The organism is Arthrobacter sp. 08Y14 (assembly GCF_002929455.1).
GTDB classification, from domain to species: domain Bacteria; phylum Actinomycetota; class Actinomycetes; order Actinomycetales; family Micrococcaceae; genus Arthrobacter_B; species Arthrobacter_B sunyaminii.
Window position 1 is genome coordinate 501,305 of record NZ_PJIX01000002.1, and the last position, 13,378, is coordinate 514,682.

At 64.5% G+C, this 13,378-nt stretch carries 11 protein-coding genes and 1 riboswitch; of the genes, 7 read left to right on the forward strand and 4 right to left on the reverse strand.

Going from position 1 to position 13,378, the window contains the following annotated elements; translation table 11 throughout:
* Nucleotides 1-19: 19 nt before the first annotated feature.
* Together CXR03_RS08910 and CXR03_RS08915 are read left to right on the forward strand one after the other, a co-directional pair.
* Complete coding sequence (locus CXR03_RS08910; protein WP_104103440.1) at nucleotides 20-1,249, forward strand: HAMP domain-containing sensor histidine kinase; 1,230 nt, start codon at nucleotides 20-22, stop codon at nucleotides 1,247-1,249.
* A gap of 117 nt (nucleotides 1,250-1,366) precedes the next feature.
* Nucleotides 1,367-1,873, forward strand: coding sequence for a hypothetical protein (locus CXR03_RS08915; protein WP_104103442.1), 507 nt, complete (start codon nucleotides 1,367-1,369; stop codon nucleotides 1,871-1,873).
* A gap of 148 nt (nucleotides 1,874-2,021) precedes the next feature.
* On the opposite strand, the gene CXR03_RS08920 is transcribed toward CXR03_RS08915, so the two are convergent.
* The 4 genes from CXR03_RS08920 to CXR03_RS08935 all read right to left on the reverse strand — a co-directional run bounded on the left by CXR03_RS08920 (nucleotide 2,022) and on the right by CXR03_RS08935 (nucleotide 6,082).
* A complete protein-coding gene (locus CXR03_RS08920; protein WP_181034541.1) occupies nucleotides 2,022-2,927 on the reverse strand; it encodes a LysM peptidoglycan-binding domain-containing protein in 906 nt (301 codons plus the stop codon).
* Between the two features lie 4 nt (nucleotides 2,928-2,931).
* Nucleotides 2,932-3,083: riboswitch (cyclic di-AMP (ydaO/yuaA leader) on the reverse strand.
* A 235-nt stretch (nucleotides 3,084-3,318) separates the two neighbouring features.
* Nucleotides 3,319-3,930 carry a hypothetical protein gene (locus CXR03_RS08925; RefSeq protein WP_104103445.1) on the reverse strand — a complete coding sequence of 204 codons (612 nt, stop codon included), beginning with the start codon at nucleotides 3,928-3,930 and terminating at the stop codon, nucleotides 3,319-3,321.
* A gap of 212 nt (nucleotides 3,931-4,142) precedes the next feature.
* Entirely contained in the window at nucleotides 4,143-4,787 is a 645-nt protein-coding gene (locus tag CXR03_RS08930) for a response regulator transcription factor (RefSeq protein ID WP_104103446.1), read from the reverse strand.
* On the reverse strand, nucleotides 4,775-6,082 hold the full coding sequence (locus tag CXR03_RS08935) for a histidine kinase (protein ID WP_219816215.1): 1,308 nt from the start codon (nucleotides 6,080-6,082) through the stop codon (nucleotides 4,775-4,777). Before CXR03_RS08935 ends, CXR03_RS08930 begins: the two co-directional genes overlap by 13 nt.
* Nucleotides 6,083-6,245: 163 nt before the next feature.
* On the opposite strand from CXR03_RS08935, the gene CXR03_RS08940 reads away from it, so the two are divergent.
* From CXR03_RS08940 to CXR03_RS08960, 5 genes are all read left to right on the forward strand, one after another.
* The gene (locus CXR03_RS08940; protein ID WP_104103449.1) at nucleotides 6,246-7,001 is read left to right on the forward strand and encodes an ABC transporter ATP-binding protein; all 756 of its coding nucleotides are present in this window, start codon (nucleotides 6,246-6,248) and stop codon (nucleotides 6,999-7,001) included.
* 2 nt (nucleotides 7,002-7,003) lie between these two features.
* Nucleotides 7,004-9,496 (forward strand): FtsX-like permease family protein, encoded by a 2,493-nt coding sequence (locus tag CXR03_RS08945; protein ID WP_104103451.1) that lies wholly within the window; start codon nucleotides 7,004-7,006, stop codon nucleotides 9,494-9,496.
* 224 nt (nucleotides 9,497-9,720) lie between these two features.
* Entirely contained in the window at nucleotides 9,721-11,121 is a 1,401-nt protein-coding gene (locus CXR03_RS08950) for an MDR family MFS transporter (RefSeq protein ID WP_258073619.1), read from the forward strand.
* Between the two features lie 238 nt (nucleotides 11,122-11,359).
* Nucleotides 11,360-11,692, forward strand: coding sequence for an Lsr2 family protein (locus tag CXR03_RS08955; RefSeq protein ID WP_104103452.1), 333 nt, complete (start codon nucleotides 11,360-11,362; stop codon nucleotides 11,690-11,692).
* 376 nt (nucleotides 11,693-12,068) lie between these two features.
* On the forward strand, nucleotides 12,069-13,307 hold the full coding sequence (locus CXR03_RS08960) for a cobalamin-independent methionine synthase II family protein (RefSeq protein WP_104103454.1): 1,239 nt from the start codon (nucleotides 12,069-12,071) through the stop codon (nucleotides 13,305-13,307).
* Nucleotides 13,308-13,378: the final 71 nt, after the last annotated feature.

Here is a 13,378-nt window from a genome sequence, read left to right on the forward strand (position 1 = left end):
GAGCGGGAAACCCCGCAGTTTGGAGGACACTGAACTGCGGCGGGCGGCGCTGCGCCTGGCGGTACAGTTCACGGCGCTGACCGTGGTGCTGCTGGGTTTGGCCGGCGTTCTCGTGTACGGGCTTGTGTCCGCCCAGACCCGGAGCGCCGTGGAACAAACCCTCATTTCGGCTGTGGAGTCCGACTCTCCGCGGGAAGCTCCGCTGGATGTGTTTTTGGCGGTGTACGACGACGGCCGGCTGGCCGTGTCCCGCAACATGCCCTCGGGTCTGCCGGACGAAGAGGCGCTGGCTGAAGTGGCAAGAACCGGGGAATCCCGCCGGGACACGGTAACCGCCGGGGACCGCAGCTATGAAGTCCTCACTGCCCGCCGCGGCGGCGATGTGGTGCAGGCTGCCGTCGACACACGGGAGGCCACTGAACAGCTGCGACGCCTGGCTCTGGCGCTGGTGGTGTCGGTTCTTGCGGCGGGGCTTGCCGCCGGTGCACTTTCGGCCTGGGCGGCCCGGGCCGCCATGCGGCCGATGGCCGAAGCCCTGGCCCTGCAGCGGCGCTTTGTTGCCGATGCCAGCCATGAATTGAGGACACCGCTCACACTCCTGAGCATGCGCGCACAGATGCTCCGCCGTCGGCTGGCCGCGGAAACGGATGCGCCGAAGTCCCGCGAGGCAGCCGTTCACGCTGCCGACGAGGTGGTGGATGACACCAAGGTGCTTAACGGAATCCTCGAAGATTTGCTGATGTCTGCTGATCCCCGCCAATCGGGACCGTTGGAGGAGGTAAACCTGGTGTCGCTGGCCGGCTCCACCGTCAACTCCCTGGAACCCGCGGCTCATCGGCGGGGATTGACACTGGAACTTGAAGCCCCCGAGCCGCAGGTGCTGGTGCGCGGCGGACAGTTCGCGCTGCAGCGGGTGTTCACGGCGCTCGGCGCCAACGCCTTGGACTTTGCCCGTTCACAGGTGCGCTTCTCGGTTCGAAAAAGCGGCGGAGAAGCGGTCATTCGTGTGTCCGACGACGGACCTGGCTTTCCGCCCGGTTTCAGCCGGCACGCCTTCGAACGGTTTGCCTCGGCCCGCGACAGGGCAGAAGAAACGCCGGGACCACGGCATTACGGTCTGGGACTGGCCCTCGTGGCGGAAATTGCGGCACGGTACGGCGGCAGCGTCCAGGCCTTGCCGGCGGTGAACGGGTCCGGAGGTGTGCTGGAAGTGCGGCTTCCGGCAGCCCGGGAGCATTCCCCGTTCTGAGCAGCGGAAGCCCGAGAGCCTTGGAAGCCCGAGAGTCGTGGAAGTCTAAGAATCCTCGAAGAATCAGCTCCGAAAATAGTTGTGTAGGTAAACCACTATTGGAGGTGAGTAAACACGATGGCTTTCCGGGACAAGGTCAGGGGCCCGCTCGGCTGGATTCTTGGTGTCGTGGGAGGTCTGGCACTGCTGGTTGGTGCCTTCTTTGCCGGCCTGGCCACTGGTGACAACAGTGTCGACCAGGAACAGGCGTCAGTGACCGAACAGCAGGAAAACCAGCAGGACCCGGACACGGACCAGGACACTGATTCCAAGCCAGAAAAGGGTATGCGCGACGGCGACCACAAGATGCGCGGCGACGACGGGGAAGCCCAGGGCGACGGACAGGAGCCGGACAACGGCGACAAGAAGGGTGTCGAGGAAGGCACAGACGACGGCGCCACCGAGGATGGCACCCCCGAGGATGCACCGGAACGCGGGCACGCCGGCCGCCATCACGATGGCAAGTTCGACGATGGCACCCCGGACGAAGACCGCCCCGCCAGGGACCGACACAGCGACGGTGACCACCATGAAGACGGCGGGAACGATGGAAACGAAAACACTGAGAACGAGCCCGCGGCCTGACATTTCAGTTCACCGGCGCACCCCAACCGGGTGCGTGTCCTAACTAACCAAAGAGAACGCCCGGCCAACTGGCCGGGCGTTCTCTTACCTTTATCGGGGCGCAGGTCCGTTCGCTTCCTGCGCCCCGATAGGAGCTACTGCTGCGAGATTACGCTACGCGGTAGTAGACAGCGCCGGAACCGACGTTGGCGCTCTGCTGGACAGTCTGGTTGCCGTTCCATCCGCTGTGGATGGCCTGGCCGTCACCAACGTAGATGGCGATGTGGGCAAAGCCCATGCCGCCGTCGGCGTAGTAGATGATGTCGCCGGGCTGGGGGTCAGAAACCGGGGTTCCGTAAGCAGCCAGCTGTGCCGGTGCCAGGTCGCCCACCGAGTGGCCGGCTGCCCGGAGGGCAACCTCCACCAGGACGGTGCAGTCCTGGGCGGCGCCCATCTGGGCGTAGGCGGAGTTCAGCATGATGGAGTTCGTGCCGGTGACAGCTGCACCCGTGGAAGCGGCCGGGGTCACGGAGGACGCCTGGGTGCTGAAGGTGCTGAAGTCGGCTGCGGCCGGGCTGGCTTCCGCCGGTGCGGCGTAGACGGCCTCAGCCGGTGCAGCGTAGGCAGCTTCGGCGGGTGCGGCGTAGGCAGCTTCAGCTACCTCAGCAACAGCGCCTCCGGCGTACGTGATGACGTCACCGGGGTAGATGATGGATTCCAGCGCAAGGCCGTTCAGTGCCAGGACGTTGTCCAGGCTGACGCCGTAGGTGGCTGAAATTGCACTCAGGGTGTCGCCCGGCTGGACAACGTGCGTTGACGCGGTGGAGACCGCGGCGGGTGCCGGAGTTTCCACGGGCGCGGTGACAGCCGCAGGAGCGCTGTAAGACTCGGTTGAGTCGTTTGCGATGACGCCTGCCGAGGCGGGGCCGGCCATGCTCAGCACCAGGCCGGAGCCTGCCGCCATGACTGCAGCGGCGCTGCCCACGGTGCGGGCCTTGCCGCTTGCGGTGTTTGCGATTGCGGCCCACATTCCGATATTTCCGGCACGGTGGCGTCCACGAGTATTGTTCAACATTAGAGTTACCTCTCCCGATACCTGCGAGGTGAGCTGTCGGATGCGGATGGGAGTCATCCGGTCCGCCGAAGAAACCCTCGGCTGACTTAACCCCAAGGATTCAAGGAACCCGTAAGTGGTTCCCCCGCCTCTGCCGAAGTGTGAAATCTGTGGACCTTGACCAGCGGCAGAGCTAGGTAACAAGTCAAGGGCGCCGTTTCAGGTAACGGCATGGCTTCAACAGTACAAGCTGATTACGGGCAGATAACTATTTAGTAACGAAGGTCGCACAGGCGTGTGAGTGGCGCCGCTGTATGGTATTGGTGGCCGGTGGCACAATAGGCCGCCGCGCCCCCGGAAACCGGGGGTATGGGGAGCCGGCGGATCCCCGCAATCAGCCCGCCGGAGACCGTTAGGCAGGCGAATCCGTCTGGCGCTGGAGCGTGGCTGAGGTCAACTCCCCGAATCCGTGCACCAGGTCACCGGGTGCAAGCCTCAGCCCGCGGGCAACACCGGATCCCTTCAGCACTGAACCGCGCTTTTCGGCCGGCAGCGAAGCATGGTCCCCGCCGTCGGCCAGCACCACTGACTCCGCACGGACCGCGCCAACGATCTGCGATCCGGAGCCAAGCACCGACCTTCCCGTCACGACGGCACCGTGGGTGAGCCGGGCGCGGTCGCCCACTGCAACAGCATCCGACCGGCCCGCCGTGAGCTGGACGCCGCCCGGCCCCAGGGTGATTTCGGAGCCGAGCAGAAGCATTCCGCCGTCCTCCGCAGACAAGAACGTACTTGGATAAAAGATGTTCCGGTCTCCAATGACGCAGAAACTCTGTTCGTCGACGGCAATAACGGTTCCGGGATAAAACACATTACCCTCGCCCAGCTGTGCTTTGCGGGAAATCAGTATGGATGAAGGGTCCAGGATCTTCTGGGTGGCACAGAGCTGCAGGATTTCCGCGACGGTGAGGTAACCGAATTCTTGGCGAATACTGTCGGGATCGTTCCCTTGAAGCTCTGGCATATTCATCTCTTCCTCGTCATCTTGCCGGACCGGGTATGCATCAACCGGAACCGGGGCACTCTTTAGCCTACCTGTCCTGTTCGCTGTGCCGCAGCGGACTGGATGGAAGGACCAGCGGTACAGTCCGGTGACACGTTTGTCCAGAGTGCGGGCGGGGTGCGCAGGAGAAAAAATGTTTGGGTCAGCAAATGCTTTCCGTAAATCCCAGTCAATTAGGACCGAAGGTACGCCAAAGTGGCCAGAACCCGGCGGTGGCCGCTGTCAGACGGAGAAAGACCGAGTTTCGCGAAGATATTGCCGATGTGCTTGCTGACGGCGGTTTCGGAAACGAAAATGGCCTGGGCAATGGCAGTGTTGCCGAGTCCCTCGGCCACCAGCCCCAGCACTTGGAACTCCCGCGGGGTCAGTGACCTCACCGGGTCCTGCGTGCCGCGGCGGCTGAAGAGCTGGGCAATGACTTCCGGGTCCATCACCGTTCCGCCGGCCAGGACACGCCTCAGGCCGTCCACGAAATCGCCCACCTTGCCCACGCGTTCCTTCAGCAGGTAGCCCACGCCCTGCGCACCGGAGGCCAGGAGCCGGCTGGCATATCTGTCCTCCACATAGGAGGACAGGACCAGGACCGGAAAGTCCGGTACGCGCGAACGCAGCTCCAGCGCGGCGCGCAGCCCCTCATTAGTGAACGACGGCGGCATCCGGACATCGAGGACCGCACCGTCCGCGCTCCCCGGCTCAAAGGCGGCGAGCAGGTCCTCAGCGTTGTCAGCCGAGCCGACCACCTCGAAACCCTCGCCCTTCAGCAGCAGCTCCAGTCCGGCGCGCAGAAGGGCATCATCTTCGGCGATCAGAAGGCGCATGGCAGTTCCACCCTTAGCTCGGTTGGTCCGCCCTGCGGACTGTTGAGGATCAGCTTGCCGCCAAAAGCGGAGGCCCGGCGGGCAATTCCCGCCAGCCCGGTGCCCCTGCCGGCCCCGGGGCCGGGACCGGTACTGGCGCCGGACCCCGCACCATACGGCGGGACAGCAGCCCCGCCGTCGCCGTCGTCGGCCACCCGGATCACCAGCACATCTTCGCGCGGTATGGCCTCAGTGCGCAGGACCACCTCGATTCGCGACGCATTCGAATGTTTCGCCGCATTGGTGAGCGCCTCAGCCAGCACAAAGTAAGCAGCTGATTCCACAGCCGCAGGAGCGCGCAGCAGGCCATGGACGTCCAGGGAGCACGGAATGGGAGAGCGGCTGGTCAGTGCTGAAGCAGCTCCGCCCAGGCCCAGCTCATCGAGGATGGGCGGGTAGATGTCGTGCACGGCCTCGCGCAGGCCGGCCAGTGCCTCGGTGGCGGCGTCCTGGGCGCGGCTGATGAAGGGAGCTGCGGCGGCGGGATCGCTCTCCGCTGCGCGCTGGGCCAGCCCAAGCATCATCACCACGCCCACCAGCCGGTTCTGGGCGCCGTCGTGCAGTTCCCTTTCGATCCGGCGCAATTCAGCGGCATGGGCCGTCAGGGCGCTGGCACGGGCAGCGGACAGATCTTGGATCCTTCGGGAGAGCTCGTCATACCGGCGGGGCGAAAGAATTGCCAGCGTCCCGCCGCTGAGACGCCGCGCCAGCCACGGAGGCAGCAGCCAGGCTGCATATCCGTAGATCAGGCCCAGCAGGACGGTGGCTCCTGCCGCAGGCCAGCTGGTCACCGGAAAGGCGAGCTCAAGCGGCGTCGCCGAGGGAAACAGCATCCATAACGGCGCCGCGAATACGTAGAGCACCGCGGCCAGCGGCAGCGCCACGGCCAGGCAGCCGGACAGCAGAGCGAAAGCCCCGTGGAACAACAGCCAGGACACGTCACGCTTCGTTTCGGGCGCGCTCACCAGCACCGCCAGCTCCCCGAAGGTATATCTGTCCTCCAGCCGGCGGCGGTCAAAGGGCACGACGGCACAGCTGTAGGCGGCCGCACGGGCCTGCGCCCGGGAGGCCAGCAGGTTCAGGGCTGCTAAAAGGCGGGGAACGGGATACAAGCCCACGCCCAGAGGCAGGAACGGAAGCAGGACGACGGCGGCTACAAGGACCCCCAGTGAAGCGGGCCAGGACATCGCCTCATGCAGGAGGAAACGAACGGCGCTGAGACGGGTCTCCAGGCTGGCACGGGGAGGAAGCTTCACCTACTCGATTATGCCCTGCTCCGGTTCCAGCGGGGGTATAGCCAGCTATACCTCCGATTGGGGTGCTGGCTGTATCGGACCGGGAACACCTTCTCCGTAGCGTCGTAGACAGCGAATACGCAGCGGCAACCGGCCGCTGGACCCCGAGAGAAGGATAATTCCCATGTACACCGATGCCAGTGAAGTCCCTGGACCGATTGCTCTGCGGCTGGAGAGAGTGTCCAAGAGCTACCGCACCGGAAATGCCCGCGTTCCGGCCCTGCGGGAGGTCTCCCTATCGGTGCCGGCCGGAACCTTTACCGCCGTCATGGGACCCTCCGGTTCCGGCAAGAGCACGCTGCTGCAGTGCGCCGCCGGACTGGACACCCCGGACAGCGGACGGGTGCTGCTGGGATCCACTGACATGTCCCGCCTGCGCAGGAGGGCCTTGCCGGCTTTCCGCCGCGACCACGTCGGGTTTGTGTTCCAGTCCTACAACCTGCTGCCCCAGCTTTCCGTTGTCCGCAACGTGACCCTGCCGCTGCTGCTGGGTGGGCACAGCGTGGAACGGGACTGGCTCAAGTACGTTCTGGAAGCTGTGGGGCTGACCGGGCTTGATGAGCGGAAGCCGCAGGAACTGTCCGGCGGACAGCAGCAGAGGGCAGCAATCGCACGGGCTCTGATCACACGGCCGGCGGCCGTCTTCGCGGACGAGCCCACCGGTGCCCTGGATTCCGCCGCCGCCCGGCAGGTCCTGGACCTGCTGCGGCACACGGTGACCGATCTTGGCCAAACCGTGATCATGGTGACCCATGATCCGGCGGCGGCCTGTTCGGCGGACAACGTCCTTTTCCTCGCCGACGGGCAGCTGGACGGCAGTATGGCCAATGCCAGCGTCCGGGACATCACCGAGCGTGTGGCCTACCTGGGGGAGCGGTGAACATGTTTGCACTTGCACTGTCATCCATCCGGCACCACCGCGGCGGTTTTGCCGGTGTCTTTGTTGCCGTGTTCCTGTGCGCGGGGCTGATTACCGCCATGGGGGTCCTCATCGAATCGGGACTGCGCGGCGGCACCGCTCCGCAGCGCCTGGCCGGTGCCGACGTTGTCATCGGAGCTCCGCAGTCCATGCCCGTGCCTGAGGATGTTGCCGTGCCCTTTCCCGAGCGCGTGCTGCTTCCCAAAGACAAGGTGGCCGAAATTGCTTCGGTGCCCGGGGTGGAGCAGGCGGTAGGGAACGTTAGCATCCCGCTGGCTGCCGGAGACGGGCAGCGTATCGAGGCAGCGGCATGGGATTCGGCGGCGCTGGCACCCTACACGCTGGTCTCCGGCCGGGCTCCGCAGGCAGCGGACGAGGTAGTGCTGGACGGCTCCTTTGGCACAGAACCGGGGTCCAGCATTGAACTGTCCCACGGGGGAGAATCCGCTCAGTACACCGTGACCGGTACCGTCGCAGCTGGTGGGAGTACCGGGAGCAAGGGCGCCGTATCCGGCGAACCCGCAGTTTTCCTCAGTTCCTCCGGCGCGGAAGCCCTGTGGCCGCACGGGAAGGCCGTCACCACAGTTGGGGTGATTGCGGAACCCGGTGCTGACCCCCGGGAACTGGCCGCCGCCATCGAAACGGAAGTGGACGGCGTCGTCGGCTACACCGGAGAGCGCCGCGGAGATGCGGAGGCCTCAGGCGGTGCCGCCGGCCGGTCCATGTTGCTGCTGCTCAGCGCGTCCCTGGCCGGGACGGCGGTCATGACAGCCGTCTTTGTCACGGCCGGAACCCTGTCCCTGTCCATCATGTCGCGCCGCCGGGAGTTCGCGCTCCTGCGTGCAGTCGGCGCCGGAACCCGACAAACCCTGGGGCTGATTCTGCGCGAAGTGGTGCTCGTCGCAGGAGCCGCCGCGCTCCTGGGCACACTGCCCGGATTCTGGCTGGCACAGCTGCTGGCACGGCAATTCACAACCGGCGGGATTATCCCCGCAGACTTTGCCCTGGCCTACAGTCCGCTCCCGGCGCTCGCGGCCATGGTGTTGAGCGTCGCTGCCGCTGCCGGAGCCTCGCTCGTGGCTGCCCGCGGAGCCGTACGGGCGACACCGACCACGGCCCTGCGTGAAGCTGTCACCGAAAACCAGGCCCTGGGTCGGCGGCGGACCATTACCGGACTGGTCCTGCTGGGCACCGGGCTGGGTGCAGCACTCACACCGCTGGCCGTTCCCGGACTGGCAGGCCTGACGGCGGCCGCGGGAAGCGCCTTGCTGCTGATCATCGCGGCGGGAGTCCTGGGCCCCCGGATTGTGGCTGGTGTCCTCCAAGCGGTACGGCCGCTGCTGCGGCGCAGCCCGTCCGCATCCATGGTGCTGGCCGAGGCCAATATTGCTGCCTTTCCCCGGAGGCTGGCAGCCGGCATGGTTCCGCTGGCTCTGGCGGTGGCCCTGGGGTCTGTCCAGTTATTCATGGCGCCCACAGTGGAGGCCGAAGCCGCGCAGCAGTCCCGTGATGCCATCACGGCCGATTATCTGGTCTCCGCACCCGCCGGTATCTCCGCGGATCTTGCCGCACGGATTTCGGCAGTGCCGGGCGTGCAGGCCGCAACACCCGTAGCCCGGTCCGCGGTTCTCGCGCAAACCACCTTCCTGGGGATGGAAGACACCGTGGAGGCGTACATGATCTCAGGGCTGGGCGAACAGGACCTGTTTTCAACGCTGGATCTGGGCACCCGTGAGGGTTCATTGGAACGGCTGGCAGAGCCCGGTACCGTAGCGCTCAGTGAAGACCTGGCACGGTCCTCAGGCACCAGGGTGGGCGAGGAATTTTCCTTCCACTATGGGGACGGTACCGAGGCTGCCGCCGTCGTCGTCGCAACCTATGAGCGGGGACTGGGATTCGGTGATCTAGCCATCGACAACGGAACCTTGCGGGAACACACCACCTCGGGACTCAACGACTATGTGCTCATCACTACGGACTCCGGTGCGGATACCGGCGGGCTGAGCGCTGCCATGGAAGACCTGGGGCTGACGATGCTGGACCGTGACGCGCTGGGTGCTGCCGGGGCTGCCGAACGAAGTTCCGAGTCCTGGATTTCCGTTGTTGGCCTGCTGGTCCTGCTGGGATATGTCGGTCTGTCCGTGGTCAACAGCTTGGTCATGGCAACCGCCCGCCGGCGACCGGAGCTCATGCTGCTGCGTGCGCTTGGGGCAACGGACCGGCAACTGCGTCGCATGACCGGCGTGGAGGCGGCACTGATGGTGACAACCGCAGTTTTGCTGGGAAGCCTGCTGGCCCTGCCGCCGCTGATCGGCATCGCTTCCAACGTTTCCGGGCAGCCTGTTCCCACCATTGTTCCGGGGATATTTCTCGCATTGGCAGGGACGACGGCGGCACTTGGGCTGGGCTCCATCGCCGTGGCCACGCGTGCTGCACTGCGGCAGGTGCGGGAATAAACCAGCCGAAAGGCCGGTTGCGTCCGATTGCGGGTCCCGTTAGGGGCCCGCATAGGATTGCACCCCGGGCCAGACCCGCTTTAAACGCCCAACACCGTGAACAGGACTCCACCCTTTTGAGCATTAACTCGTCTTCCGTCGCCACTTCCGCGCCGCCGTCGTCCACCGCAGCGAAAAGCCGTAAACCGGCCGCACCCGACGCCCTGGACCCGCGCACCAAGACCGTGATCGGGTTGCTGCTCGTCTCGTCCTTCGTGGTAATCCTGAATGAAACCATCATGAGCGTTGCGCTGCCGCGCCTGATGGCTGATCTGAATATCACCGCCGGTACGGCCCAGTGGCTAACCACCGGGTTCATGCTGACCATGGCCGTGGTCATCCCCGCCACCGGGTTCCTGCTCCAGCGATTCTCCATGCGCGGCCTCTTCATGACCGCCATGTCGCTCTTCAGTGCGGGGACACTGCTCGCGGCACTGGCCCCGGGGTTCGGAATGCTGCTTTGCGGCCGCATCATTCAGGCCGGCGGGACCGCCATCATGCTGCCGCTGCTGATGACCACGGTGCTAAACGCCGTCCCGGCCCACCGGCGCGGACGCATGATGGGCACCATTTCCATCGTCATCGCCGTCGCCCCCGCCATTGGCCCCACCGTTTCGGGCATCATCCTCAATGCCCTGGACTGGCGCTGGATGTTCTGGCTGGTTCTGCCGATCGCGGTGCTCTCCCTCGTGGTGGGTGCACTGAAGGTGCAAAACCTGACCGAACCCAAGAAGGTTCCCTTTGATGCGCTCTCGATCGTGCTGTCCACTCTGGCCTTCGGCGGGCTGATCTTTGGCCTGAGCAGCATCGGCGAAGCCGCCCAGGGCGAGGCCCTGATGCCGCTGTGGATTCCGCTGACCATTGGTGCCCTGGCCATGGCCGGATTTGTTTTCCGCCAGCTGGTACTCCAGCGCACGGACCGGGCGCTGATGGACCTTCGCACCTTCGCCAGCAAGCCCTTTGTCGTCGCCATTGTCCTGGTTCTGGTCAGCATGATGGCCCTGTTCGGCTGCCTGATTGTTCTTCCGCTCTATTTGCAGAATGTCCTGGGCCTCAGCACATTGAACACCGGCCTGCTGCTCCTGCCCGGCGGTGCCGTCATGGCGATCCTTTCCCCGATTGTTGGAGGACTTTTCGACAAGTTTGGTCCCCGCCCCCTGGTGATCCCCGGTGCACTGGTGCTCAGCGGCGCGCTGTGGGGCATGACTACGCTGGACGAGTCCAGCCCTGTGCCCGTTGTGATCGTGCTCCACTGCCTGCTCAACGCCGGCCTGGGTTTCATCTTCACGCCGCTGTTCACCTCGGCCCTGGGTTCCCTGGACAAATCGCTCTACTCCCACGGCAGTGCGATCATCAATACGCTTCAGCAGCTGGCCGGTGCCGCAGGCACAGCAGTCTTTATCACCCTGATGACCACCGGAACCACGGCTGCGGTCAACGACGGAATGGCGGGCATTCCGGCCGCTGCGGCCGGTGTGCACACTGCATTCTTCTGGGGTGCGGTCATCTCGCTGGTGGCCCTGGCTGCGTCCTTCTTTGTGCGCCGGCCCACCAATGAACTGCCCGACGGCGTGACCATCCACTAAACGCCCGCGCAGTGCAGGACCCGGGCATTCCGGGCCGCGGATGCCGTTGTGCAAAGCAAGGGGCCGGAATCCGTTTTGCGCATACTCTGACCGATTCGCCCTCGGCATTGAAACCGCCGCGAAGAATTACTTGTGCCGGCTGAAAGCAAAATGTGCCCGGCAGCCTATTCCCGGGAAGCCGATTGACTAAACTGATTGGCAGGGGTGGTTCAGAATTAGCGGAAAAGAGAGAAACCACGTGGCTCAGAGAACTCAAGTTCTGTTGATTGATGACCTTACCGGTGAAGACGCTCAGGAAACGGTGAAAGTCGGCCTGGACGGGGCCCAGTATGAAGTGGACCTGACATCGGAGCATGCGGCTGAGCTTCGGGAAAAGCTGAGCCCTTATATCTCCAGCGGACGCCGTCTGCGGGGTGGTTCCAGCGGGCGCAGCTCCCGGCGCGACAGTGCGCCGCGCAGCGACAACAGCCGATTGATTCGTGAATGGGCCATTGCAAATGGCTACAAACCAAGCGCGCGCGGCCGTATCAGCCAGGAAATCCGGGACGCGTACAACGCTGCCCAGAGCTGAATGTTTGGGGCAGTTCCGCAGGGCTGCGCCGGAGGGACCTCGGATCATTGATTCAGATCCGAGGTCATTGCTGCGGCTTCTCGCCGTGGTCTGTCCGCATTAATCCAGCGCAACATTCCGCCACATGTCGGCTTCCGGGCGTCATATAACGCGCCACTGGGATTTGGCCTGCCTGCACGTGCATGCTGGGATGTGAGCCCCTCCGCACGGCACCCGGCACCCGCCGGGGAGGGGGCGCCCCACGCGTTGCCAGTGGATAAAGCTTTACCCACACCATCCAGAGCAGCTGAGAGACCTGCCTCCGCGACGCTGCAGCTTCCCCCGGAACTTCCTTTCCGAAAAGGTGCTAACGGCAGGAACGATGGAAGGAAGCCCCATGACGCTTGATCACATTCCCACCACCCACGCCGGCTCTTTGCCCCGGACACCGGAACTGATTGCAGCCAACGCCGCACGCACTTTCGCAGACGATGGGTTCACCCTGGAACGAACCTCCGAATTCGACAGGTTGCTTACCGGAGCGGTAATCGATCTGGTGCAGCGGCAAAAGGATCTTGGCATAACCATTCCGGGCGACGGCGAATACGGCAAGGCGATGTCCAATGCGGTGGACTACGGGGCGTGGTGGACATACAGCTTCCAGCGCACCGCAGGTCTGGAACTCACCGAGTTCAATCCCATCACTGCCGGTCCGCTGCGCAGTGAACCCGGAAACGTCCGGCTGACGTCGTTCGCTGACAGGAGGGACTGGACCCGATTCGCTGCAGCTTATTCGGATCCGGAAAGCGGAATTCATCTGGGCAGGAACGCCACCTCGTTTCCTACAGCCACCGGACCCATCAGCTATACCGGCCACGCAGCCTTGGCCAGCGACATTGACAACCTCACATCAGGATTGGAAGCCGCCGATCTTCCCACCGGATTTATTACGGCGCTGTCGCCCGGATCTGCCAGCCGCATCGGCAATGACTACTACGGCAGTGAAGAAGAATTCATCTACGCCTGGGCCGACGTCCTTCGGGAGGAATACAGCGCCATCGTAGAAGCCGGTCTCGTTGTGCAGATCGATGATCCGTCCATTGCCGAAAACTGGGATCAGATCAATCCCGAGCCAAGCGTGGAAGACTACCTTCGGTTCACCCAAATCCGCGTTGAGGCTTTGAACTATGCCCTTCGCGGGCTGCCGGAGGAGCAGGTCCGATTCCATGTGTGCTGGGGATCCTGGCACGGACCGCACACCACCGACATCGACTTCAGCGCCATCGTGGACCTGGTCCTGGGCATCAACGCCGGCGCTTATTCCTTTGAAGCGGGCAATGCCCGGCATGAGCACGAATGGACCATCTGGCGCGACAGGCAGCTGCCGGAAGGCAAGGTCCTGATTCCCGGCGTCGTTTCCCATGCCACCAACGTGGTGGAGCATCCGGAGCTGGTGGCCCAGCGCATTGAACGCTTTGCCGGGCTCGTGGGCCGGGAGAACGTCATTGCCGGGACCGACTGCGGTCTGGGCGGCCGGATCCATCCGGATATTGCCGCTGCGAAACTCGAGTCACTGGGTGCAGGCGCGCAGCTTGCCGGACGCCGCCTGTTCGCCGGGGTGTCTTCCACCAGCTAGTGCGCCACCCTTGACGAGGTCCTGCACCGCGGACATACTCGGTTACTAAACGATCATTTAGTTGCCGAACA